The sequence below is a fragment of the Salmonella sp. A1325 genome (assembly GCF_056991255.1).
The window spans coordinates 152,853-175,643 of record NZ_JAMLWO010000005.1 but is presented as its reverse complement, the minus strand read 5'-3'; the positions used below and the strand labels follow the sequence as shown (position 1 = coordinate 175,643).

Below are 22,791 nucleotides of genomic sequence, written 5' to 3'. Positions count from 1 at the left end.
AAAACCGGAGGCAGTGCCTCCGGTTTTTTGTCTGTCATCCAGCATGTTTACCAGATGGCTGCGTCACTATTTATCCGCTCTGGATTAACAATGCCCGTCAGGCATTGGTCAATTACACAATCTCAGTTGCGTACTGCCACAGTGATTTCAGCAACCCCAGCTTCGTTTTATCTTCCGCATACTGCTGAGAAAGCATCTGCAATTCATTGGCATACTGTTGTAAAAACTCCGGCGTCAGCACCTGACGGCGATGCTCCAGCCAGCGCTGCTGCTCTGCGTCATCCAGCGTACCGGGAAAATTGCGTGCGCGGTAATTAAACAGTAGCTTCTCAATGCGCTTATCGACAAAGGTAATATCCAGCGCAGGCAGGTTACGCGGCTCGGTTTCGAGTACGATTTTCATGGCTGCGCGATCGGCATCGCTGAAAAAACCATCATAGAGCTGGGCATCAACGTTATCCGAGGCGGCAAAAGGTTCGGCTTCGGCAAAAATCGCCACCACTTTGTCGCGGACCTGCGGGTTTTCACGCAACACTTTCAGGTTATCCAGGCAGTGCTGGCGGTTAATTCCCAGCCGGTCGGCATCCTCCGGGCGCAAGGTATTCGCCTGCGCCAGTACCGGACATTTATTGATATGCACCAGCTTTACCGGCACTGCGGCGAGATCGCCAAGATCGGCTTTGGCCGTATAAAGCCGCTCGCGAAGGGTGTCGCTGTCTAGCTCAAGAAGAGGAGAAATATCGCCTGCTAAATCGACCATGATCACCGCGTTACGGTTTTCAGGATGCCACGCCAGCGGCGCGACCCAGCTTGTATTACCGCGCCACGCGCCAAACATGCCGGAGACATGCACCAGCGGCTTCATTTGCGGAACGTCAATCAGCGCCGCCAGTTTATGTTTACTGCGGTGGCTATAAAGATAATCAAACAGCCGCGGCTGGCGTGTTTTCACCAGTTGCGCCATCGCAATAGTGGCGTAGACATCCGCCATCGCATCATGCGCGTTGCTGTGTTCGATCCCGTTCGCCTGGGTTAAATGTTCCAGACGAAAGCTGGGCAGGCCGTCGTCGTTTTCCGGCCAGTTAATTCCCTCCGGGCGCAGCGCATAACAGGCGCGCATGACATCCAATAGATCCCAACGTGAATTATCATGCTGCCAGCTCCAGGCGTAGGGATCGTAAAAGTTGCGATAAAAAATATTGCGCGTGACTTCATCATCAAAGCGCACATTGTTGTAGCCCACAACGCAGGTTTTAGGAACGGTAAACAGCGCATGAATGCGTCTGGCGAAAGCGGCTTCGTTTTCTCCTTTCTCACGCGCTTCCTGCGGCGTGATGCCGGTAATCAGCACTGCGCCGGGCTGCGGTAGATAATCATCGGCGGGTTTGCAATAAAACACCTCCGGCTCGCCAATAACGTTGAAGTCGTTATCCGTACGGAGCGCGGCGAATTGCGCAGGTCTGTCGAGGGCCGGATGCGTACCGAAGGTTTCGTAATCGTGGAAGAGGAATGTGCTCTGTATGCTGTCGTTTTTAACTGTCACTTGATGTACACGCCTGATGTTATATGTATATGAAATATTTTATTCTTTCATTTTGTCGTTGATTGATTGTATTTGTACACCAATTGATATTGTTGCTAATGTTCGTACATGCGATGGTGAGTACATAAACATTAAAATCATCGAGTACAAAATACTAAAATGACCATCAGCGACACTAAGCTATGCTCCCTCTATGGTAAACCATATTCCGGTCCATCTGAAATTACTGATTCCGATTTAGTACTGTATGGAATTTGGGCCAGGGTCAATCTGGCCGGGATCTCAAAAAATGCATGGACTAAAATGGGTCTATTTACAAAGGGACACAACGCTGTGTCCCTTAATTCCATGCGGGCTGAGGCTGGACTACGCCCAGGCCAGTGGCAGGATGGATGACAGAACACTCGGGAAATATTTTCTGGCATGACGTTGCATACTATCCGCCACAGCGCTGGTACAGGTAAAGGCACCCTGGAGGCCGTGAAAACGGTCGGACCAGTCGGTAAACTGTTCGCTGGACGGGAATATCGCCGGAGACAGCTCCCAGGCTTTCTGCATCAGCGCCTCCGCATAGCCTCTCAGGGCGGGCGGAGAGTCATGCTCAGTGCCGAAAATGGCGCTGGAGGAATAGCGTGCGAATGCGGTACTGAGACAGAACAGGGTTTCCGCCTGCTTCTGTGGGGTGGCGTCAGTCAGGTGATAAGCACTGAGGATGTGCTGGTAGTGTGCCGGGCTGAGTTTGCCTTCAGGAAGCAAGGGGGCAAAAATGGTGTTCAGACGCGACACTGAGGCATCATCAATCAACTTCACGGTGGAATGTTTCTGGTTCGTGGCGGCAATAAACTGCTGGTTCAGCTCCCCGTGCTCTTCAGTGCTGAGGATGATATCAATCAGTTCCCCAAAGCGTCGCTGCACGGCCTGCTGATTAAATGCGGCGAGAAACACCGGAAAGTCATGACGGAATAACTCTACCGGAGAGATTTGCGCGGTGGAAACGTTCTCTCCGGCTCGCAGCAGGTAAAAGTTGTCCCATGTGGTGTCAGGAGTAGGGTTTAGCATTGTTAACAGCGTGTCAGTGGAGAGCATCATCGCCGTGTCTGAATCTTGGGAGGAAAGCAGCAAGAAATTATCTGCAGCGCGGGTTGTCCAGTCCGGGCTGCCGTCATAATTACCAAAGAGCCCGTTATGGATGTGGGGAGACACCGCCGGGTGAGCAAGATACTGTTCATAAAGCGCTGCAGCTTTCTGGCGGGTGCCATCAGTGCAGTCCACGCCTGTCATACAGTGTAAAATCACCTGATTAAAGAGTCCGCTGTGAGTGGTCATGGCGGCGCTGTTCCTGTCAAACGAATCCAGCAACACAGGCAGTATGCGCTGCTGATAATATGTGACAGGAGCCGGCAGGGGAACGCCATTATAGGTCTGGCACTGGTGGGCAAAAAAACGTTCCTAAACAGGTCTGAGCCACTCGCTGATAAGTGCACTTTGCGTATAGGGAGGGTGGGCCAGTACGCTCAACAGCGAACTTTCAACTGGCCGGATATGTGCCTCTGATAAGTGGCTACCCCGCAATGACTTAACCAGGTCTTCTATTGCCCGGATTTTTTCCTGACTGTATTTATCGGGCAGGCTGTCAATGGTCATCAGAATACTTTTACCATTATTATGTTCATGATTTAAAAATCCATCCACAGCGCTCTCAGTCCAAAGGATTGGCATTTGCAGCCAGATATCACCTAAACGAATAAAATTTACGCACCCTGAATCTGACGGAGGTGATGAATTATCCGGTTCATTTAAAATAACGCCAGAGAGGTTGGTTTTGTGATGCATAAGCGTATTTTTTAATGTTGTATTAATAAAAGAAGGTTGTTGTTGTGTAGTAATTGAATACTGTAAAAACACTTCATTCATGTCTGAATTACTAAATTTCGTATTATTGCAGATTACATCGCTCAGTGTCGAACAAGTGAACCGGCATTCGTCAAAATGTAAATGAGATATATCAGAATAAGTAAATTTTGAATTTGAAAAGTTGAACCCCTTAATAATATCGCCGTCTCGCTCCATGAAGCTGGGGGGCAATATTTTGCTGAATGTAATATTACGGAAATCTGCGTTTGAAAAATCGCGATCTGCGGTCGTAAGGGTTTCTCCGGCTTTCTGCCGTAAAACTGCATCCGTGAGTTTCTTAGCCCAGTCGGCAGGTGATGACGGGGAAGACGTAGCCTGAAGTGAGAGGGAGGGGGATGCTGGTGGTGTTCTACCTTCAGAAACCGTGGGCCTGTTATTAGCTGATACAGAGACTCCACCGGGGAGCGGGGCCGCACCTGTCACTCTGTAATTATAATCACATGATTGATTTGCAATATGCTTACGCATGAATGCTGCATTCATTTTTGAGGCATCTTCTGCTGAAATGTTTTTCTTACCTGCATTATTTGTATCTTTAATATTTTTAACAGTAATCAATGTTTTGTTTAAGGTGTTTTTATCTTTCGGCTGAAAGAAGTCTTTTATTTTTTGTGGTAACGCGAACTCAATCGGTGAGTCCTTTCCTGTTTTAAATTTTTCATTTAAAGATGTATGCGTGTTTTTAACACTGGTTATTTTTGAGGCGAGCCCGTTTTTCGTATGTTCACGAATAGAGGTAATTAATTTTTTAACCTGGTTAGGAATAGTAGAAAAATTAATTGCGCCTGATGATATCTTCATTAGAATTCCTTATCAACATCATTATGGAAAAACGGTCTGGATTTTTAACGCCTTAAAAGTAAGCTTCATATGTCGGTATGGCGATGGAGATCACAATTCACCATGTTATCTGGCAGGTTTCTTTCAGAAAGTGTCCATCCTGTCATCATGTCACCGTATTGTGGGACGCTGACGTATCTGCGGAAAAATACAGGCATAAGAGAGCGGGTCGGGTAACGGAGCCCGTGTGCGCGCAAAAGTAAACCCGCTTCGATGCGCAACCAACGTTTTTCGCCGGCATTCGGGATATCGTCGGCGGACGTTCCGGCGCGTATGAGAAAGAACTGCGTAAAGCGCGTGAAATCGCTTTTCAGGAAATAATCGTTTTCTTTTAAATATTATTACGTGTTATTGGAATTGTATCATTTTTATAATTAACAGCGGGTTGTTTGGTAATTCTGCTGATTATTCAATGACAGCCATGTGCGTGTTCAGGAAATGTAAAATATTTATAAAATAAAAGGTTTTATCGTGTTGGCGTGTTCATTTTAACAACTATTTCAAATTGTGATTGAAGCCGACATTTCATAATACAAATTAAATATAATCTTCAGCTATATCTAATAACAGGAGGTTATATGAGCATTAGTCGTCGTTCTTTTTTGCAGGGGGTAGGCATCGGCTGCTCTGCCTGCGCGCTGGGCGCTTTTCCGCCCGGGGCGCTGGCACGCAACCCGATTGCCGGCATTAACGGTAAAACCACGCTAACGCCAAGCTTGTGCGAAATGTGTTCCTTTCGTTGCCCTATTCAGGCGCAGGTAGTCAATAACAAGACCGTTTTTATCCAGGGCAATCCTTCTGCGCCGCAGCAGGGGACGCGCATATGCGCCAGGGGCGGGAGCGGCGTCAGCCTGGTCAATGACCCGCAACGGATTGTAAAACCTATGAAACGCACCGGGCCACGCGGCGACGGTGAATGGCAGGTGATTAGCTGGCAACAGGCTTACCAGGAAATCGCGGCGAAAATGAATGCCATCAAAGCGCAGCATGGCCCCGAGACCGTGGCTTTCTCTTCCAAATCGGGCTCGCTCTCCAGCCATCTTTTCCATCTGGCTACGGCCTTTGGTTCGCCTAATACCTTTACTCACGCCTCAACGTGCCCTGCCGGGAAAGCCATTGCGGCAAAAGTGATGATGGGCGGCGATCTGGCGATGGATATCGCTAACACGCGCTATCTGGTTTCGTTTGGCCACAATTTGTATGAAGGGATTGAAGTTGCCGATACCCATGAGCTAATGACCGCGCAGGAGAAGGGGGCCAAGATGGTGAGCTTCGATCCGCGTCTGTCGATATTTTCCAGCAAGGCGGATGAGTGGCATGCTATTCGTCCCGGGGGGGATTTAGCGGTTCTGCTGGCGATGTGCCACGTCATGATTGATGAACAACTCTACGATGCGTCTTTTGTTGAGCGTTATACCAGCGGATTTGAACAGTTAGCACAGGCGGTAAAAGAGACGACGCCGGAATGGGCCGCCGCGCAGGCCGATGTCCCTGCCGACGTCATTGTCCGGGTGACACGCGAACTGGCCGCCTGCGCGCCTCATGCTATCGTCAGTCCTGGTCATCGCGCGACGTTCTCGCAGGAAGAGATCGATATGCGGCGTATGATTTTTACGCTTAATGTACTGCTCGGTAATATTGAGCGCGAAGGCGGGCTATATCAGAAAAAAAACGCGTCGGTTTACAACAAACTGGCCGGAGAAAAGGTCGCGCCAACGCTGGCGAAACTCAACATTAAAAATATGCCGAAACCGACGGCGCAACGAATCGATTTGGTCGCACCGCAGTTTAAATATATCGCTGCTGGCGGCGGCGTGGTGCAAAGCATTATTGACGCGGCGTTAACTCAGAAGCCTTACCCGATAAAGGCGTGGATTATGTCGCGGCATAATCCTTTCCAGACCGTCACCTGTCGTTCGGACCTGGTAAAAACCGTTGAGCAACTGGATCTGGTGGTTAGCTGCGATGTCTATTTGAGCGAGAGCGCGGCGTATGCCGACTATCTGCTGCCGGAATGCACTTATCTCGAACGGGACGAAGAGGTATCGGATATGTCGGGACTGCACCCGGCTTACGCTCTGCGCCAACAGGTCGTAGAGCCGATTGGCGAGGCGCGTCCGAGTTGGCAAATCTGGAAAGAACTTGGCGAGCAGTTGGGATTAGGGCAGTACTATCCGTGGCAGGATATGCAGACGCGCCAACTCTATCAATTGAACGGCGACCATGCTTTAGCGAAGGAACTGCGACAGAAAGGGTATCTCGAATGGGGCGTTCCGCTGCTATTACGCGAACCAGAATCCGTTCGTCAGTTTACGGCACGTTACCCCGGCGCTATCGCGACGGACAGCGACAACACCTATGACGAACAGCTTCGCTTCAAATCGCCCTCCGGCAAAATCGAACTTTATTCCGCAACCCTGGAGGAATTGCTCCCAGGCTACGGCGTTCCGCGCGTTCGTGACTTTGCGCTTAAAAAAGAGAATGAGCTTTACTTCATTCAGGGCAAAGTGGCCGTGCATACCAATGGCGCGACGCAGTACGTACCTTTACTCAGCGAGCTAATGTGGGATAACGCGGTCTGGGTCCATCCGCAAACGGCGCAAGAAAAAGGCATTAAGACCGGCGATGAGATCTGGCTGGAAAATGCTACGGGTAAAGAGAAAGGTAAGGCGCTGGTGACGCCCGGAATCCGCCCGGACACGCTTTTTGTCTATATGGGATTTGGCGCTAAAGCTGGGGCCAAAACGGCGGCGACGACACACGGTATCCACTGCGGAAATTTACTGCCGCACGTGACGAGTCCGGTATCCGGTACGGTAGTGCATACCGCAGGCGTGACGCTGAGCCGGGCATGAGGGAGGAGGGAACCATGAATCATTTAACGAATCAGTACGTCATGCTGCATGATGAAAAGCGTTGTATCGGCTGCCAGGCGTGTACCGTTGCCTGCAAAGTGCTTAATGACGTACCGGAGGGATTTAGCCGCGTACAGGTACAAATTCGCGCCCCTGAACAGGCATCCAACGCACAAACCCATTTTCAATTTGTCCGCGTCTCCTGTCAGCACTGTGAAAATGCGCCATGTGTCAGCGTTTGTCCTACCGGAGCGTCATATCGTGATGAAAACGGGATCGTGCAGGTGGATAAATCGCGCTGTATTGGCTGCGATTATTGTGTTGCCGCATGTCCTTTCCATGTGCGCTATTTGAATCCGCAAACCGGCGTCGCCGACAAGTGTAACTTCTGTGCCGACACGCGGTTGGCGGCTGGCCAGTCTCCGGCGTGCGTATCCGTTTGCCCAACGGACGCGCTGAAATTCGGCAGGCTGGATGAGAGCGAGATCCAGCGCTGGGTCGGTCAGAAAGAGGTCTATCGCCAGCAGGAGGCGCGTAGCGGCGCGGTCAGTCTGTACCGTCGTAAAGAAGTCCATCAGGAGGGTAAAGCATGAATACTATCTGGGGAGCGGAACTACATTATGCGCCAGATTATTGGCCGCTGTGGTTAATTTACGCAGGCGTCGTGGTGCTGCTCATGCTTGTTGGGCTGGTTATCCATGCGTTATTGCGCCGGATGCTGGCGCCAAAAACGGCGGGCGGCGAAGAGCATCGTGACTATCTCTACTCGCTGGCGATTCGCCGTTGGCATTGGGGAAATGCGTTACTGTTTGTTTTATTACTGTTAAGCGGTTTATTTGGTCATTTTTCTCTCGGCCCTGTAGCGCTAATGGTACAAGTGCATACCTGGTGTGGTTTTGCCTTACTGGCTTTCTGGGTCGGGTTTGTGCTGATCAACCTCACCACAGGTAATGGGCGTCACTATCGGGTAAATTTTTCCGGACTGGTAACGCGCTGCATACGCCAGACGCGTTTTTACCTTTTTGGCATTATGAAAGGGGAAGCGCATCCGTTCGCGGCAACAGAGCAGAATAAGTTCAATCCACTGCAACAACTGGCATATCTGGCGATTATGTACGCGCTGGTACCGCTGTTAATCATCACCGGTTTGCTGTGTCTCTATCCGCAGGTTGCGGGTCTGGGCCCTGTGATGCTGGTGCTGCATATGGCGCTTGCTATCATCGGCTTACTGTTTATTTGCGCGCATCTCTATCTGTGTACTCTTGGCGACACGCCGGGACAAATTTTCCGTAGCATGGTTGACGGCTATCATCGTCATCGTACCGCGCCGCGCGGGGATAAGTCCGCCGTCTGAGCGTATCCATAAAATAAAGTCAGCAAGAAAATGTGCCTTGTGTCACATTTTCTTGCAATTTATCCATGTTTGTTTAACTGAACTTCCGTAAAAAGAACGGCAAATAGAGACCATCCTGAGGACATGCTGTTGAAACGCCGTTTGTTTATTGCCGCTTCTTTATTCGCGATGCACCTTTCTCCTGCGCTTGCGGCCGATGCCGTAAGTTTTGCTCCCCAACCGCCAGCCATTGATGCAGGCGCCTGGGTGTTGATGGATTACACTACGGGACAGGTTCTTACCGCCGGTAATGAACACCAGCAACGTAATCCCGCCAGCCTTACCAAGCTAATGACGGGCTACGTCGTCGATCGCGCCATCGATAGTCATCGTATCAGCCCTGACGATATCGTCACCGTTGGGCGCGACGCCTGGGCGAAGGATAATCCGGTGTTTGTCGGCTCCTCGTTGATGTTTTTAAAAGAAGGGGATCGCGTGTCGGTGCGTGATTTAAGCCGTGGCTTAATCGTGGATTCCGGTAACGATGCCTGTGTGGCGCTGGCGGATTATATCGCGGGCGGGCAGCCGCAGTTTGTGGCGATGATGAACAGCTATGTGAAAAAACTCAATTTGCAGGATACCCATTTTGAAACCGTCCACGGTCTGGATGCGCCGGGACAACATAGCTCCGCGTATGATCTGGCCGTACTCTCCCGGGCGATTATTCACGGCGAACCTGAATTTTATCACATGTACAGCGAGAAAAGCCTGACCTGGAACGGCATCACGCAGCAGAACCGCAACGGCTTGTTGTGGGATAAGACCATGCATATTGATGGGCTTAAAACCGGACACACATCGGGGGCGGGATATAATCTTATCGCATCGGCGGTGGACGGGCAGCGTCGACTTATCGCTGTTGTGATGGGAGCGAAAAGTTCGAAAGGCCGTGAAGAACAGGCTCGAAAACTGTTGCAGTGGGGCCTGCAAAACTTTGCGACGGTGCAGATTTTGCACAGCGGTAAAAAAGTGGGCAGCGAGCGAATCTGGTATGGAGACAAAGAAAAGATTGCGCTGGGTACGGAACAGGATTTCTGGATGGCGCTGCCTAAAGCGGAAATTCCGCATATCAAAGCAAAATATGTGCTGGATAGAAAAGAGCTGGAGGCGCCAATCGCCGCTCATCAACAGGTAGGTGAAATAGAGCTCTACGATCGGGATAAACTGATCGCTCAGTGGCCGCTGGTTACTCTGGAATCGGTGGGTAAAGGCGGTATGTTCTCTCGTCTGAGCGACTATTTTCAGCATAAAGCGTAAGCCGTTGTCACACATCGTTCACCGCCATCTGAGGTGTCAAAAGGGCGGGATTGCGAGGTTGCTCACAAAATGATCACGCAGTCCTTGTGACCGTAAAAGGCTGTAATTATACTGTACATTCATACAGTATAGTAAAGTGACGGAGGCAGCATGGATTACGAAATCAGGCAGGAACAAAAACGCAAGATAGCCGGTTTCCACATGGTCGGTCCATGGGAACACACCGTGAAGCAGGGTTTTGAACAACTGATGACATGGGTGGATCGACAGCGGATCGTGCCAGTTGAATGGATAGCCGTCTATTACGACAATCCAGATGTCGTACCTGCGGAAAAACTCCGCTGCGATACCGTGGTGTCCGTGGCAGAGAATTTCATCCTGCCGGACAATAGCGAAGGCGTAATCGTGACCGCCATTGAAGGCGGCGAATATGCCACTGCTGTCGCGCGAGTGGAAGACCGTGACTTTGCGAAGCCGTGGGAACGGTTTTTTGACGTCCTGGAGCAGGATAGCGCTTATCAGATAGCCTCTGCGCCCTGTTTTGAAACCTATCTGAATAACGGTATGGAAGATGGATACTGGGATATTGAAATGTATATTCCGGTACAGCGGAAGTGATCGACTGGTTTCCTGGCTGAAAAGAGCGGACGGATAATGTGTTCCGTCCGCCAGTGCGCTATTTTTGCTATAAAGCAGGTACAATGCATTTTTTGCTATTCCCGTAAGGAGCGCAAGCGTGCGTGCCGATAAGTCATTAAGCCCTTTTGAAATACGGTTGTACCGTCATTATCGCATCGTGCATGGCATACGTATCGCCCTGGCGTTCATTCTTACCTTTCTGCTGGTTCGTCTGTTTTCTATTCCCGAGGGCACATGGCCGCTAATCACGTTAGTGGTGATTATGGGGCCCATCTCATTCTGGGGAAATGTAGTGCCTCGTGCTTTTGAGCGCATAGGCGGTACGATTTTGGGCGCGGCGTTAGGGCTGGTGGCGCTACGCCTGGAGCTCTTTTCCTTACCGCTGATGCTGGTGTGGTGTGCGATAGCGATGTTTTTGTGCGGCTGGCTGGCATTAGGGAAAAAACCGTATCAGGCGCTACTGATAGGCATAACGCTCGCCGTTGTTGTCGGCGCTCCTGCTGGTGATATGAATACGGCATTATGGCGTGGCGGGGATGTGATTTTGGGGTCGCTACTGGCAATGTTGTTTACCGGCATCTGGCCCCAGCGCGCCTTTTTGCACTGGCGCATCCAACTGGCGCATTGCGTCACGGCGTATAATCGGGTGTATCAGGCAGCGCTGTCGCCGAATTTGCTGGAGCGCCCCCGGTTGGATAAACATTTGCAACGATTGCTGAACGATGTCGTCAAAATGCGCGGGCTGATAACGCCCGCCAGTAAAGAAACCCGGATACAAAAATCTATTTTCGAGGCCATTCAGACCATCAACCGCAATCTGGTTTGTATGCTTGAATTACAAATCAATGCCCACTGGGCGACGCGCGCCAGCCATTTTGTGATGCTTAACGCGCACACATTGCGTGAAACCCAGCAGATGACGCAGCAAACCTTGTTAACGATCGCCCACGCGTTGTATGAAGGCAACCCGCAGCCGGTACTGGCAAATACCGGTAAACTGAATGATATTGCTGCCGAGTTGCGGCAGCTAATGAACGAGCAGCAGGGCGACGCGGTGGCTGAAACCCCCATCCACGGCTATGTTTGGCTAAGTATGGAAACGGCCCGACAGTTGGAACTGCTTTCGCATTTGATCTGCCGGGCTTTGCGCAAATAAAAAGCAGATGGGGCGAATGAATTTGTTGCTGCTTCGATTCAGCAAAGATTAAGAGTATGATACTAATATAAGGATAAAATGAGTGCTACTGGCAACGATTTTATCTCCGAACCTTCAGGTTTCCCCAGACGGCGACGTAACGGTGTTTCCTCTGGCGGCTTGAAGTATGACGGGGATAAACGTAATGTTTATCCACTAGCAGTTGCTTAACGAATCCGAATCTCACATTATCAGGGGTGTAAAAATGGAAACAACCAAGCCTTCTTTCCAGGACGTGCTGGAGTTTGTTCGTCTGTTCCGTCGCAAAAATAAACTGCAACGTGAAATTCAGGACATTGAGAAGAAGATCCGTGACAACCAGAAGCGTGTGCTGCTGCTGGACAACCTGAGCGACTACATCAAGCCAGGTATGAGCGTTGAGGCGATTCAGGGTATCATCGCCAGCATGAAAAGCGACTATGAAGATCGCGTTGATGACTACATCATTAAAAATGCCGAAATCTCCAAAGAGCGTCGCGACATTTCCAAAAAGCTGAAAGCGATGGGCGAAATGAAACACGCCGATGTAAAAGCCGAATAATGCGCTACGGCAGTGGGAGCGTATATCAGGCTCTCACTGCAGTTTGACCCCGCCTGTGACCATCTTGAGTAAATGTTGTTTTGGCCAGTGTCGGGTAAGTTTTTTCTCTGCCAGCTTACCTTTCAGGCGCGCAATATCATGACGTTTCCGGTCCAGCATCAGACCCACCACGCTACCGCTATGCGCCACGTTCAATCCGTATAAATCACACTCTTCGACCAGCGACAGCAGGGCGGTAAAGCCCGGCTTAGGTAACAGCGTCTGGCTGGCGATAGCGCTAAGCGTAGCCGCCTCACCCAGTCGGAGCGGATTTTGCGTTATACAGGCTTCCTGCACCAGATTCCAGGCCTGCTGCAAGGTTGCTGAACTTGCTATTAATTTCTGCTGGCGAGGGAGACGGTGGTAATCTTGCGTGCGCAGTGTGACCGGGCTTTCCAGTACCAGCAAATCGATTGGCGGCGGTGGCTCGCAGGCGATTTGCGTGGCCGCATTATTATGATCAAACAGCGTTAACTGATGAAAAACGGTGCTATCAGTGGGTTCGATTGAGACGCAAAGCTGTGCAAGGGTGGTTTCATCCAGCGAATGGCCAAGATGATGCGCCGTTGCCACCGCCGTAGCGGCGATATCTGCGGTGCTGCTGGCCATGCCTTTGGCAACAGGAATTGACGAACGCACATCGACGCGAATCTCGTTACTCCAGTGCGCAGGATACTGCCAGTGCGCCAGAACGCGCTCCACCATCGCCCGCGACAATGGACGCTCGTTTACCAGCGGCGGCGCAGCCGTGACTACTACGGTGCTGTACCAGTCAACGGGGCAGGAGACCAGTTTCTCACTGCCCAGAATCCATCCCTGGATAAGTTCCCCGCATGAGGCGGGGCATTGCGCAACAGCCACGTTATCACCTTTCAGGTACGAATAGTGTGCGCGCATAGTGTCATGGTAAAAGCGTTATTACCATGACTTGCCGCAATGCGTCGTATGACCCTCTCAGGCTGGTACACAAAGCCCTTCCGTGGCAGGTAGCGCAATGCGCATAACGTCTTGTGCGATCATTAACTCTTCGTTGGTGTTGATGACGGCGACTTTCACCAGGGCGTTCTCCGTCTGGATAAATGTCGCATTACGTTGATTTTTCTCTTCATCAACGGCTAAGCCCAAAAATTGCAAATTATGGCACACCGCCGATCTGGCGCGCGCTGAGTTCTCGCCAATGCCCCCAGTGAATACCAGCGCATCCAGTCCTCCCATTTGCATAATATAGCTGCCAATGGTGGCGCGAATGCGTTCGGCAAACAGAGTGAGAGCGAGTTTAGCCTGCCGGTTACCGGTATTGGCTGCCTGTTCGACATCGCGGTAATCAGACGACACGCCAGAAACGCCCAGCAAGCCTGACTCATTATTTAATAACTGATTCAACTGTTGCGGCGTTTTGCTTTCGCGCTGGGCTATCCACGGCAGAATAGAGGGATCAATATCTCCGCTACGGGTGCCCATCATCACGCCTGACTGCGGCGTAAAGCCCATCGACGTATTGACCGAACGCCCGTTCTTGATGGCGCAGATGCTGCTACCGTTTCCAAGATGACAACAAATCACCCGTAATGCGCTGAGTGGTACGCCCAGCTTTTCCGCCAGAACGCCGCTGACATACTTATGGCTGGTGCCATGAAAGCCATAACGGCGAATCCCCAGTTCAGCATAATAATGCCAGGGAAGCGGGTAAATATAGGCGGGTTCATCCAGCGTCTGGTGAAATGCCGTATCAAACACGGCTACGGAAGGGGCATCAGGCAACAGTTGACGAAAAACGTGAATACCCAACGCGTTTACCGGGTTGTGAAGCGGGGCCAGTTCAGCAAGACGTTCGATTTGCGCTAACGTTTCATCCGTGACCAGCGTCGAGTCTTTAAAAAACTCACCGCCGTGCGCCACACGATGGCCCACCCCGTCAATGTCCCGCAGACTGTTAATGATTTGATAACCCAGCAGCTTTTCCAGAAGCAGCGTTACCGCATCGCGATGATCGGCAACGGGGACGGTTTCCTGCCATTTTTGGCTGTGCGTCTTAATTGTCACCTGCGCATCCGCCATACCGATACGTTCAATCAGCCCCTGACAGAGCATGTCGCCCTGCGGCATCTCCAGCAGCTGGAATTTTAACGATGAGCTGCCGGCGTTAATGGCCATTATTTTGTAAGACATAAAGGTTCCTTCGAATTCAGAAAATCCAGCACGGCGCCGAGACCCGAGTTATTCAGCGCGCTGGTAATAAAAATCTCCTGTGCGCCAGCCTGCGTAAGCCATTCCGCAACCAGCGAAATACGCTGCGGCTCGGCCAGATCGGCCTTAGTGACTAGGCCAATCGTCGGTCGGTTCATCGGGGCGGTAAACCCCGGAGAAAAGGGCGACCACTGGGCGTCGGCATTTAACACCAGGGCGATAACGTCGGCCTCGCAGGCGCTGGTCAGCAGGGCGCTATACAGGCAGCGGTTCTCCAGGTACTCGCCCGGCGTGTCGATGGCCATCGGCGACCATTCAATGGCCTGGGTTTTCTTATAATGGAGCGCTTCGCCGCGCAGGCTTTGGGTCAGCGAGGTTTTCCCGCACTGGCTGGGGCCGATAAACATCAAACGCTTCATTGGCTTACGTCCGGGTAATCGAACAGGTGGTGAATTGCATCATCTCGCCCAGCGTGCGCGTCACCTGCTTGAGGGCATATTCCACAGCAGAAACGTCGCCGGTCAGCACCACGGCACCGGTAAAGCGATCGAGAAAACCAATTTCCACCGCGCCGGATTTGGTGGCGATATCGCAGGCGATAATCGATGCTTCGCTCGGCGTGATGGTAAGGATGCCAATGGCGGAGACCGCATCCGGCAGGCCCAGTTTCTTAAAGAGATCTTTCCCTGGATTAGCAATCAGGTGCGCGAGAGTGACCTGTTTCCCCGGCACGTATTCCTGAATCATGCGATCCGTTGTCGGTTGTCTTTCCATTATCCCTCCACCATCTGTCGCCACATGGCTTCATGCGGGCGCGGGATCACCGAACGGTAAACCAGCAACCCTTTCTCGCCCGCGCTTTCGCTGGCAACCGTCACGGCGTTATTGACGTCTGAAACGTCGCCCGCCACCACCATGTAGCATTTACCGCCGATGCCGAAGGCCATATGCACCCGCACCAGGGTGACGTTTGAGCCTTTCACCGCCCGGTCTGCGGCGCTGATGCAGGCCGCCACGCTCCAGGTTTCGACGATACCGACCGCCTGGAGTTTCTCGACGCTATTCAGGCCGCTGATGGCCGGAAGTACGCTGGGATGAATATTTGCCAGCACCAGGCTGTCGACGAGCATCTCGCCGGCCTGCGACGTACCGGTTTCAATGGCCTGCTGGACAGCGCCGATATCTCCGCCGAGCATCAGTAAAAACTTCCCCGGACAGATGGTCTTGCTGACCAGCAGATCGACGTTGGCGCTTTTCAGCATGGCATCACCAAGCTCCATGCCTTTGGCGATGCTGGTGAGTTCTAAAATTCCTATAGCCTGAGACATGGTTAACCTCTTACAACCGTGATGGCCTGTTCGCTGATGGCCGATACAACGCCGTCGATGCTGGCGTGAACGGGGGCGCCGAGCGCGCCAGGCGGGATATCGGCAACGCATTGCCCGCGCGTCACGCGCTCGCCGACGGCAACAGTCGGTACTGCGCTGGCACCAATATGCTGGCGCAGCTGCAAAGTGACTTTTTCTACTGACGGCTCTTCTTCAACCAGCGGAGCTTCCTGGTACCAGGGGCTTAGTCCCAGTTTGGCGATCAGCCGCTTCACCGGCACCAGGCGATATTTCGCCATTTCGTCGGTCGGATTCAGCGGCCCTACGTAGCGCTGGTTTTGCGCCCGCAGCTCGCGTTTTAACATGCGATTGATGCGCATCGGCGAGATCCCCACCGGGCAGGCCACGCTTTCACAAATGTTGCATTCCGAGCAGGTAAGGGCGCTCAGCAGCAACTGCGGCGTGGCGGCCTGGTGAAAGTTCAACGCCCGCACCAGCAGGTGCGGAGAGAGTTCGTGGCCGATCAGGTGTCGCGGACAGAGATCGGTACACAGTCGGCACTGTTCGCAGACGGTGCGCGCGACGGAAAGCACCGTGCGCTCGTCCTGCATTCTCCGCTGGATAAGCAGATGGCTTTTGGGGAGCACCAGCAGGCCGCCGGTAGTTTTCGTCACCGGGTTATCAAGAGAGGTAATCAGGCCACCCATCATCGGGCCGCCGTTAATAAAACCAGGGTCGTCGACCGTTGCGCCGCCCGCCAGCGCCAGCACTTCATGCAGTGACATGCCGATAGGAACGGTAACGGTCAACGGTCTGGCGACCGCGCCGTTTACGGTCAACGTGCGACGAGTGACCGGAAACTGCTGCTCGACCGCCCGGGCAATATTCAGCACCGTTTGCACGTTATTGACGACCACGCCGACGCTGGCCGGTAGCGCAGCCGGGGCGACCCGGCGGCCGGTTGCCATCCAGATAGTCAGCACCTCATCGCCCGCTGGATAAACATCCGGCAGAATATGCAGGCGGATACCGGCGGGCAGTAGCGGGGTAAGGGCGTCGATGGCCCGGCGGTATTTTTCTTTCAGGGCAATCACCCCTTCGCGCGCGCCGGTCGCCGTCATGGCATACTGTACGCCGCGCACAAGGCGCGCAGCTTGCTGCCACATCAGTTGCTGGTCAACTTTGAGCATCGGTTCACACTCGGCGGCGTTCACCAGAAAAATCTCTACCTGCGCCTGTAGTTTGACGTGAGCGGGAAAACCTGCGCCGCCCGCGCCGACAACGCCCGCTGCGCGGACGCGCTCGCGAATTTCATCAGCGCTATGAGACATTTCAACGACGTTGACGGCGGTACTCATAGCAGTTCCTCCAGCAGTTCCCGAATGGCTTCGGCATTGGCCGGGCGCGGGTTAGTGCGCAGCGTAACGTCCGCCAGCGCAGCCTGCACCATCGCCGGAATGCGTGCGGAAAAGTCGGATCTTCCTTCTTTAAGCGCAACGGCCAGTGAGGGAAGGGCACAGCGTTGCTTAAGCAGTTCGATTTGCTGAATCAGCGCATTGATCGCCGCAACGTCATTGGCTTCTGCCGGGCAAAAACCGCAGGCTTTGGCCATCCGCGCGTAGCGTTTGGCGGCGCGCGGGTCACCCGCGTTAAAGCGGATCACCGTCGTGAGCAGCAGCGCATTGGCCAGCCCGTGCGGCAGATGGAACTGTCCGCCGAGCTGGTGAGCTATCGCGTGGTTAAGACCCAGTCCCGCCTGGCTGAATGCCATCCCCGCCAGCGTTGAAGCATTGTGCATTTTCCCGCGCGTCGCTACGCAGTCGCCTTTTTCCACCGCCGTGGGCAGATACTGGAACACCAGTTTGGCGGCTTTTTCCGCCAGCGCGTCGGTAAAGTCGCTGGCGTGCGGTGACACCCAGGCCTCCAGGGCGTGGGTCAGCACGTCCATACCGGTGTTGGCGGTAATCTGCGGCGGTACGCTGACCACCAATTCCGGGTCAAGGATCGCCATATCCGGATACAGCGCATTGTTGAACAGCGGGTACTTGATGCCTTTATCCGGGTCGCTAATTACGCAGGCGCTGGTCACTTCCGAGCCGGTGCCGCTGGTGGTCGGGATCGCCACGCAGGTTTCGATATTGATGCCGCTTTGCTGGCTAAACCAGACAATCGCTTTTGCCGCGTCCATTGCCGAGCCGCCGCCAAAACCGATCACCACCTGCGGTTGCAGGGCCTGCATTTGCGCAATGCCCTGCACCACGGTATGGATGGTGGGGTCCGGCGTTATCTCGCTAAAGACGCTGATGCGGTTATCTGCGGGCAGCGCGTTACGCAGCGTATCCAGCAGCGGAGAGCGCGCCAGAAAACCATCGCAGATTATCCAGATGTGCTTATTGGTAAAGCGCTTGAGCACCGCCAGGCTGCCCTGACCGCTGTACAACCGCGTTTGTAGTGAGAAGGTATTCATCGCGACCTCGGTTAGCGAATAGAAAAGCCGTTGGTCAGTACGCAGCGCCGGGAGCGGGCAAAAGTACGCGCTGACGTGGTCCCTTCACCGGTTGGCGTGGCGATAGTGAAGGTGGTAAAGCCTTCGCCGCCGACGCCGATCCCGGCATAAGAGGGGCCGTTTTTGACGAATATCGAGGTTTGCAGCGTGCGGGCCGCGAGGTTCAGGCGCGACACGTTCTGCGAGTGCATAATGGCGGTATGATGTAGCCCCTCTTCAACCTTCAGGGCCAGCGCCAGCGCGCTATCGAAATCGCTGACTTTTACCACCGGCAGCATCGGCATCAACTGTTCACTGGTGACCCACGTATCGTCGGCGTTGACAACGGCAATCAGCAGACGCGGCGCTTTTGCAGGGACAGCGATCCCGGCGGCTTCCAGCATGGCCGATGGGCTCTTGCCGACCAGTTTTTTATTCGCCTGGCCTTCAGGCAGGCAGGCGGCGCGGAGTTTGTCGGTATCGGCAGGGCTTAGCAACAGCGCGCCGAAGGTTTGCATTTGCTGCACCAGACGCTCGGCGACGCTCTCCACTACGATCAGGCTCTTCTCGGCAATGCAGGGCAGGTTATAATCGAATGACGCGCCGTTGATGATATCTTCTGCCGCTTTCACCAGGTCCGCTGTTTCATCGACGATGCAGGGCGGGTTACCCGCGCCAGCGCCAATCACCTTCTTACCGCTCTTCATGCCCATTGCCACAATGCCCGGGCCGCCGGTAATGGCCAGTACTGCGATTCGCGGGTGGGCCATCATCTGCTGGGTCGCTTCGAAGGTGGGTTCAGCTACAGTCACCACCAGATTGCGGATGCCGCAGCAGCGGAAGGCAATCTCTTCAATCAGGCTAATCAGCTTCAGAGAGACCTTTTTCGCGCCCGGATGCGGGCTAAAGTAGACGCTGTTGCCCGCAGCTAACATGCTGATGCTGTTATTGATGATGGTTTCCGTCGGGTTGGTGCTTGGGGCGACTGAACCGATGACGCCAAACGGCGAGTATTCAAAGAGTACCATGCCGCCGTCACCGGTCAGCGCGGTGGTGGTGAGGTCTTCTACGCCCGGCGTGTTGTCCAGCGCAGCCTTGTTTTTGAGGAATTTATCTTCTTTGTTGCCCATCCCCGTTTCATTGGCGCTCTCTTCCGCCAGGGTCGCCAGCAGCGGCGTCAGCTCCTGACGCATCGCGCTGATAATGGCGCTGCGGGTTTTTAGCGGGCACTGCTGATAACGTAAGAACGCCTGGTGCGCGGCATCGATAGCCTCGCTCACGGACTGGAAAATCCCTTTGCCCTGAGGCTGGGCCGGTGTTTGCGCTGGCGTGGTTAATTGCTCGCTAAGAATGGTGCGAATCAGGGTTTCGAGTTCAGAAGTATTCATTGATGAGTTCCCACGTTAATAGCCGCGATGGCGGTCTGTGCTATATCCATGTCCTGCTCAACGCTGCCGCCGCTGATGCCAAGACCCCCAATTAATATGCCGTCGCGCCACAGGGCGTAACCGCCGCCAAAGGTGACCACTTTTCCCTGTAAATGACTTTCCAGGCCATAAAGCGCCGCGCCTGGCTGAACGACATCGCTCAGCTCATGGGTCGCCGTTTTCATCGCCACTGCGGTCCAGGCCTTTTTCGGCGCCAGCTCGCTGCTGACCAGCAGGGCGTCCGGCATCCGCCAGGTCACAGTTTCCGTGCCGTGCGCGTCAACGATGCTGACGACTACCGGAACCTGCAGTTGCTGCGCGCGCTCAACGGCGGCGCGGGTGAGCTGGTGTAGATCGTGGAATGAGAGGGCCACGGGCGTTGTCTCCTTGCTGCGGGTCGGCTGGCTGGCAGCCAGATAGCGCTTGCTAACTTCACGGATGATGTTGGCCTGGTGCGCATCGCTATCTTCCGCGCGGGCCAGGGCGTACAGGCAGTCCGATAAGCGGTTGATGTAGCGCATCAGCACCTGGCGTACGTTGACTTCAGTTGCCAGTTCAACCAGACGGCGTTCGGCGCGGCGCGCCAGCGTGCGGGCAAAATGTAATCGGCTCGCGGCTTCGCAGCGTCCGGGTAAAATAAAGCTGTGCAGCGGTTCGACGCGGGCCATCGCCCGATCGATAGCGGCTTCCAGGGCCGAAATCTCTTCGCTGCTGATGTAGCGCTGTTTGGGCGACGGCTGCTCGCTGTCGCTGGCCAGCTCTGCGCTAAACCAAAAAAGTTGCTGCTGGATGGCCTCAAGTAAGGTGCGGTGATTTTCATCCGCAGCGGCGCAGGCGCACAGGCTCAGCGCGGCGTTCAGCTCATCCAGCGTGCCGTAGGCTTCAACCCGCGGGTGGGTTTTGCTCACCCGCTGGCCGGTAAACAGTGATGTGGTGCCAGCGTCACCTGTTCGGGTATAAATCGCCATAACCGCCCCTTAACACGAAAGCGTATCTACAATGCCGACAACGGCGAGGTCGATGGCCTCATTTGGCCCGGAAAAAACGTGCCTGGCGCTGGAGCCGCCGCTGAGCAAAACCAGTTCGCCGACGCCCGCGCCGACGGAGTCCACGGCCACTTCATCGCCGGAGGTAGGCGAGGCGGGGAGTTCGCCATCGGCGCTGACCCGACGCACCAGCAGCAGCTTTTTCCCAATCAAAGAAGGTGATTTTTGCGTGGAGACAACCGCGCCCGTGACTCGTGCCAGATGCATGATTTACTCCTGCTTAATTAATTGAATATTCCGCGCATTGGCCGCGTCACGCGCCATGGCGGTCACGATGCATTTGCGGTGGACAACCACACGCCCCCGGCTTAGCAGCGCGACATCGCGATAGCTCAGCACCGAACCCGCATGCAGAACCAGCGGCAGTCCGTGCTCGTCGGTGAATACCAGCGGCAGACGAGCCAGTTTTTTGACCGGGATAACCGGCAGCAGCTGGCTGTGCAGGTTGAGCTGAACGCGGATGCCGAACGCCAGCGCGTCGTGAATTTTCCGGGCTGCGGCATCGTCGGTTTCTGCATCCGCAAGCTGACCCAGCAGCGGCAGGTCGACGAGCAGGATGCGTAGCGACGCGTGCTGACAGAACAGCGCTGGACAGTCGGCATCGCGAAGTTGCGTAACGCTCAGCGTCGCCGTGCTCCGGGCACGGCGCTGCAGCCGGGAGACAATCTCCTCGACAATGCGCTGCAGGGTTTCGCCGTTCATCGCGGGCCTACCAGCCGGGCAAAGGCCTGCGGGTTATCGGCACCAGCGGCGTTGGCTTCATCGGTATCAATGTGCATTTCGAGGCGCATGTCCGGTGAAACGCGAATCGCCACGTTGTTGAAAATCAGCCCGCGATCGTCGCCTTCAATCGCCACGGAGACCCTATCGCCGTGGGAAACCCGCAGGATCAGCGCATCAAGCGGCGACATATGGATATGCCGCTGCGCGACGATAACCCCGGAAGGTAGCTCCAGTTCGCCAAAGGGGCTGACCAGGCGGATGCCCGGCGTCCCCTTCAGGTTGCCGGACATTCTCAGCGGCGCGGCAATCCCCAGCGTTCTCGCATCGGTACGCGAAATTTCCACCTGGCTTACCGAGCGCAGCGGACCGAGCAGGCGCACATTTTTGAGCTGTCCTTTCGGCCCTACCAGGGTGACGGTTTGCTCCGCGGCGTATTGTCCCGGCTGCAGCAGCGCTTTTTTCTCGCTGATGGGATGGCCGGGAAACAGCCGCTCATAATCCTGTGCGGACAGGTGGATATGACGGTTTGAGACGCCCAGCGGAATAGGCCGCTGGCGCATCTTGTCGAGAACTTTACGAACCGTTGATTGCAGAAGCTCTTTATCCATTACGCTTCACCTCGCTTGCCGGAATGAATGCAAAGCGTACGAGGTTCGCCCTTCTGGCGCGGACATTTTGGATCCAGACACAGATTGCAGCTGACCAGTTCTGATTCCTGCGGGGCCTCTTCTGCTGTCGCTTCAGAAACGACATCAGCTATCTCTGACGCTTCAGGCTCAGGTTCAATGACGGAGGGTGGGGGTGTCTCTGCGAGCAGGATCCCTTCTCCGGGCCTGGCGATAACCTTGTGGGCCACCAGGCCATTCCGCTGTTCGGCGAAATGCGCACCGGTGGTGATAGCCGCCTGAACGGAGGCCACATCACCGGTAATTTTAATCACCATCCAGCCTGAACCATTGGTCTTTTCGAGGGCGAGCAGCGTGATAGAAGCGGATTTCGCCATGATATCGGCGCAGCTGATAGCCAGTGCCAGACCACAAACCTCAAGTAATCCCAGTGATTGCTTCACGCGGTGCTCCTTATTCGCCATCGATTAGGCTGATTTCGGTAAAATGGCCTCAACATCGCTGTGCGGACGCGGGATAACGTGGCAGGATTTCACTTCACCCACGACGCTTGCCGCCGCGCTGCCTGCATCTACGGCTGCTTTAACCGCGCCGACGTCGCCGCGAACCATGACGGTAACCAGGCCAGAACCAATTTTTTCGTAGCCCACCAGCTGTACGTTGGCGGATTTAACCATTGCATCGGCGGCTTCAATGGCGCCGACCAGCCCTTTTGTTTCAACCAGTCCCAGTGCGTTATTCATACTGCCGTTC

22 protein-coding genes and 3 pseudogenes are annotated in these 22,791 nt (G+C 54.2%); 9 read left to right on the top strand and 16 right to left on the bottom strand.

The features are described 5' to 3' along the window. Nucleotides 1–112: 112 nt before the first annotated feature. Entirely contained in the window at nucleotides 113–1,543 is a 1,431-nt protein-coding gene (gene sbcB / locus NAZ64_RS12155; protein ID WP_000216706.1) for an exodeoxyribonuclease I, read from the bottom strand. Nucleotides 1,544–1,702: 159 nt separating this feature from the next. Here sbcB and NAZ64_RS12150 point away from each other — a divergent pair. Further along, a pseudogene (locus NAZ64_RS12150) lies at nucleotides 1,703–1,825 on the top strand (hypothetical protein); the annotation flags it as partial. Between the two features lie 84 nt (nucleotides 1,826–1,909). Here the strand turns inward: NAZ64_RS12150 and sopA are convergent. After that, nucleotides 1,910–4,258, bottom strand: a pseudogene (gene sopA, locus NAZ64_RS12145) (SPI-1 type III secretion system effector HECT-type E3 ubiquitin transferase SopA). A gap of 266 nt (nucleotides 4,259–4,524) precedes the next feature. Between sopA and NAZ64_RS12140 the strand changes: the two are divergent. From NAZ64_RS12140 to NAZ64_RS12105, 8 genes and pseudogenes are all read left to right on the top strand, one after another. Then, nucleotides 4,525–4,617: pseudogene (locus NAZ64_RS12140) on the top strand (heavy metal-binding domain-containing protein); the annotation flags it as partial. 258 nt (nucleotides 4,618–4,875) lie between these two features. Then, nucleotides 4,876–7,152, top strand: a complete 2,277-nt coding sequence (gene phsA, locus NAZ64_RS12135; protein WP_483640939.1) for a thiosulfate reductase PhsA — start codon at nucleotides 4,876–4,878, stop codon at nucleotides 7,150–7,152. A gap of 14 nt (nucleotides 7,153–7,166) precedes the next feature. Then, nucleotides 7,167–7,745, top strand: a complete 579-nt coding sequence (gene phsB / locus NAZ64_RS12130; RefSeq protein WP_052907430.1) for a thiosulfate reductase electron transport protein PhsB — start codon at nucleotides 7,167–7,169, stop codon at nucleotides 7,743–7,745. Then, a complete protein-coding gene (gene phsC, locus NAZ64_RS12125) occupies nucleotides 7,742–8,506 on the top strand; it encodes a thiosulfate reductase cytochrome B subunit (RefSeq protein ID WP_001092553.1) in 765 nt (254 codons plus the stop codon). Before phsB ends, phsC begins: the two co-directional genes overlap by 4 nt. A 123-nt stretch (nucleotides 8,507–8,629) precedes the next feature. Beyond that, complete coding sequence (gene dacD / locus NAZ64_RS12120) at nucleotides 8,630–9,802, top strand: serine-type D-Ala-D-Ala carboxypeptidase DacD (RefSeq protein ID WP_000925050.1); 1,173 nt, start codon at nucleotides 8,630–8,632, stop codon at nucleotides 9,800–9,802. A 150-nt stretch (nucleotides 9,803–9,952) separates the two neighbouring features. Continuing rightward, on the top strand, nucleotides 9,953–10,420 hold the full coding sequence (gene sbmC, locus NAZ64_RS12115) for a DNA gyrase inhibitor SbmC (RefSeq protein ID WP_000384326.1): 468 nt from the start codon (nucleotides 9,953–9,955) through the stop codon (nucleotides 10,418–10,420). A gap of 118 nt (nucleotides 10,421–10,538) precedes the next feature. Next, nucleotides 10,539–11,597, top strand: coding sequence for an FUSC family protein (locus tag NAZ64_RS12110; RefSeq protein ID WP_023137033.1), 1,059 nt, complete (start codon nucleotides 10,539–10,541; stop codon nucleotides 11,595–11,597). Nucleotides 11,598–11,841: 244 nt separating this feature from the next. Continuing rightward, a complete protein-coding gene (locus tag NAZ64_RS12105) occupies nucleotides 11,842–12,177 on the top strand; it encodes a DUF496 family protein (RefSeq protein ID WP_000450405.1) in 336 nt (111 codons plus the stop codon). A gap of 33 nt (nucleotides 12,178–12,210) precedes the next feature. Here the strand turns inward: NAZ64_RS12105 and pduX are convergent, their stop codons facing one another. The 14 genes from pduX to pduJ all read right to left on the bottom strand — a co-directional run bounded on the left by pduX (nucleotide 12,211) and on the right by pduJ (nucleotide 22,781). Further along, nucleotides 12,211–13,077, bottom strand: a complete 867-nt coding sequence (gene pduX / locus NAZ64_RS12100) for an L-threonine kinase PduX (protein WP_031617815.1) — start codon at nucleotides 13,075–13,077, stop codon at nucleotides 12,211–12,213. Nucleotides 13,078–13,170: 93 nt separating this feature from the next. Further along, nucleotides 13,171–14,385 carry a propanediol utilization propionate kinase PduW gene (pduW, locus tag NAZ64_RS12095; protein WP_000120647.1) on the bottom strand — a complete coding sequence of 405 codons (1,215 nt, stop codon included), beginning with the start codon at nucleotides 14,383–14,385 and terminating at the stop codon, nucleotides 13,171–13,173. Beyond that, nucleotides 14,370–14,822 carry a propanediol utilization protein PduV gene (gene pduV, locus NAZ64_RS12090; protein ID WP_483640938.1) on the bottom strand — a complete coding sequence of 151 codons (453 nt, stop codon included), beginning with the start codon at nucleotides 14,820–14,822 and terminating at the stop codon, nucleotides 14,370–14,372. Before pduV ends, pduW begins: the two co-directional genes overlap by 16 nt. A 4-nt stretch (nucleotides 14,823–14,826) precedes the next feature. Continuing rightward, nucleotides 14,827–15,177 (bottom strand): propanediol utilization microcompartment protein PduU, encoded by a 351-nt coding sequence (pduU, locus tag NAZ64_RS12085; RefSeq protein WP_000441100.1) that lies wholly within the window; start codon nucleotides 15,175–15,177, stop codon nucleotides 14,827–14,829. Continuing rightward, entirely contained in the window at nucleotides 15,177–15,731 is a 555-nt protein-coding gene (gene pduT, locus NAZ64_RS12080; RefSeq protein ID WP_024797355.1) for a propanediol utilization microcompartment protein PduT, read from the bottom strand. The genes pduU and pduT overlap by 1 nt, the downstream gene beginning before the upstream one ends. A 2-nt stretch (nucleotides 15,732–15,733) precedes the next feature. Then, nucleotides 15,734–17,089 (bottom strand): cobalamin reductase PduS, encoded by a 1,356-nt coding sequence (pduS, locus tag NAZ64_RS12075; protein WP_024797356.1) that lies wholly within the window; start codon nucleotides 17,087–17,089, stop codon nucleotides 15,734–15,736. Continuing rightward, complete coding sequence (gene pduQ, locus NAZ64_RS12070) at nucleotides 17,086–18,198, bottom strand: 1-propanol dehydrogenase PduQ (RefSeq protein WP_001091455.1); 1,113 nt, start codon at nucleotides 18,196–18,198, stop codon at nucleotides 17,086–17,088. The genes pduS and pduQ overlap by 4 nt, the downstream gene beginning before the upstream one ends. Before the next feature lie 11 nt (nucleotides 18,199–18,209). After that, nucleotides 18,210–19,604 (bottom strand): CoA-acylating propionaldehyde dehydrogenase PduP, encoded by a 1,395-nt coding sequence (gene pduP, locus NAZ64_RS12065; protein WP_024797357.1) that lies wholly within the window; start codon nucleotides 19,602–19,604, stop codon nucleotides 18,210–18,212. Next, entirely contained in the window at nucleotides 19,601–20,611 is a 1,011-nt protein-coding gene (gene pduO, locus NAZ64_RS12060) for a two-domain cob(I)yrinic acid a,c-diamide adenosyltransferase PduO (RefSeq protein ID WP_001029486.1), read from the bottom strand. The genes pduP and pduO overlap by 4 nt, the downstream gene beginning before the upstream one ends. A 9-nt stretch (nucleotides 20,612–20,620) precedes the next feature. Continuing rightward, nucleotides 20,621–20,896 carry a propanediol utilization microcompartment protein PduN gene (pduN, locus tag NAZ64_RS12055; protein WP_000549824.1) on the bottom strand — a complete coding sequence of 92 codons (276 nt, stop codon included), beginning with the start codon at nucleotides 20,894–20,896 and terminating at the stop codon, nucleotides 20,621–20,623. Between the two features lie 3 nt (nucleotides 20,897–20,899). Beyond that, nucleotides 20,900–21,391: a propanediol utilization microcompartment protein PduM gene (gene pduM / locus NAZ64_RS12050; RefSeq protein ID WP_079842019.1), complete on the bottom strand. Its 492-nt coding sequence runs from the start codon at nucleotides 21,389–21,391 to the stop codon at nucleotides 20,900–20,902. Continuing rightward, nucleotides 21,388–22,020, bottom strand: coding sequence for a phosphate propanoyltransferase (locus NAZ64_RS12045; RefSeq protein ID WP_094915000.1), 633 nt, complete (start codon nucleotides 22,018–22,020; stop codon nucleotides 21,388–21,390). Before NAZ64_RS12045 ends, pduM begins: the two co-directional genes overlap by 4 nt. Beyond that, the gene (gene pduK, locus NAZ64_RS12040) at nucleotides 22,020–22,502 is read right to left on the bottom strand and encodes a propanediol utilization microcompartment protein PduK (protein WP_001284383.1); all 483 of its coding nucleotides are present in this window, start codon (nucleotides 22,500–22,502) and stop codon (nucleotides 22,020–22,022) included. Before pduK ends, NAZ64_RS12045 begins: the two co-directional genes overlap by 1 nt. Before the next feature lie 3 nt (nucleotides 22,503–22,505). Beyond that, on the bottom strand, nucleotides 22,506–22,781 hold the full coding sequence (pduJ, locus tag NAZ64_RS12035; protein ID WP_001057755.1) for a propanediol utilization microcompartment protein PduJ: 276 nt from the start codon (nucleotides 22,779–22,781) through the stop codon (nucleotides 22,506–22,508). Between the last annotated feature and the right edge of the window lie 10 nt (nucleotides 22,782–22,791).

Excerpts from the sequence above, each read along its gene's own strand:
- phsA (WP_483640939.1), top strand. The coding sequence starts at position 4,876 with ATGAGCATTAGTCGTCGTTCTTTTTTGCAGGGGGTAGGCATCGGCTGC.
- phsB (WP_052907430.1), top strand. The coding sequence starts at position 7,167 with ATGAATCATTTAACGAATCAGTACGTCATGCTGCATGATGAAAAGCGT.
- phsC (WP_001092553.1), top strand. The coding sequence starts at position 7,742 with ATGAATACTATCTGGGGAGCGGAACTACATTATGCGCCAGATTATTGG.
- dacD (WP_000925050.1), top strand. The coding sequence starts at position 8,630 with ATGCTGTTGAAACGCCGTTTGTTTATTGCCGCTTCTTTATTCGCGATG.
- sbmC (WP_000384326.1), top strand. The coding sequence starts at position 9,953 with ATGGATTACGAAATCAGGCAGGAACAAAAACGCAAGATAGCCGGTTTC.
- NAZ64_RS12105 (WP_000450405.1), top strand. The coding sequence starts at position 11,842 with ATGGAAACAACCAAGCCTTCTTTCCAGGACGTGCTGGAGTTTGTTCGT.
- pduW (WP_000120647.1), bottom strand. The coding sequence starts at position 14,385 with ATGTCTTACAAAATAATGGCCATTAACGCCGGCAGCTCATCGTTAAAA.
- pduV (WP_483640938.1), bottom strand. The coding sequence starts at position 14,822 with ATGAAGCGTTTGATGTTTATCGGCCCCAGCCAGTGCGGGAAAACCTCG.
- pduU (WP_000441100.1), bottom strand. The coding sequence starts at position 15,177 with ATGGAAAGACAACCGACAACGGATCGCATGATTCAGGAATACGTGCCG.
- pduT (WP_024797355.1), bottom strand. The coding sequence starts at position 15,731 with ATGTCTCAGGCTATAGGAATTTTAGAACTCACCAGCATCGCCAAAGGC.
- pduS (WP_024797356.1), bottom strand. The coding sequence starts at position 17,089 with ATGAGTACCGCCGTCAACGTCGTTGAAATGTCTCATAGCGCTGATGAA.
- pduQ (WP_001091455.1), bottom strand. The coding sequence starts at position 18,198 with ATGAATACCTTCTCACTACAAACGCGGTTGTACAGCGGTCAGGGCAGC.
- pduP (WP_024797357.1), bottom strand. The coding sequence starts at position 19,604 with ATGAATACTTCTGAACTCGAAACCCTGATTCGCACCATTCTTAGCGAG.
- pduO (WP_001029486.1), bottom strand. The coding sequence starts at position 20,611 with ATGGCGATTTATACCCGAACAGGTGACGCTGGCACCACATCACTGTTT.
- pduN (WP_000549824.1), bottom strand. The coding sequence starts at position 20,896 with ATGCATCTGGCACGAGTCACGGGCGCGGTTGTCTCCACGCAAAAATCA.
- pduM (WP_079842019.1), bottom strand. The coding sequence starts at position 21,391 with ATGAACGGCGAAACCCTGCAGCGCATTGTCGAGGAGATTGTCTCCCGG.
- NAZ64_RS12045 (WP_094915000.1), bottom strand. The coding sequence starts at position 22,020 with ATGGATAAAGAGCTTCTGCAATCAACGGTTCGTAAAGTTCTCGACAAG.
- pduK (WP_001284383.1), bottom strand. The coding sequence starts at position 22,502 with ATGGCGAATAAGGAGCACCGCGTGAAGCAATCACTGGGATTACTTGAG.
- pduJ (WP_001057755.1), bottom strand. The coding sequence starts at position 22,781 with ATGAATAACGCACTGGGACTGGTTGAAACAAAAGGGCTGGTCGGCGCC.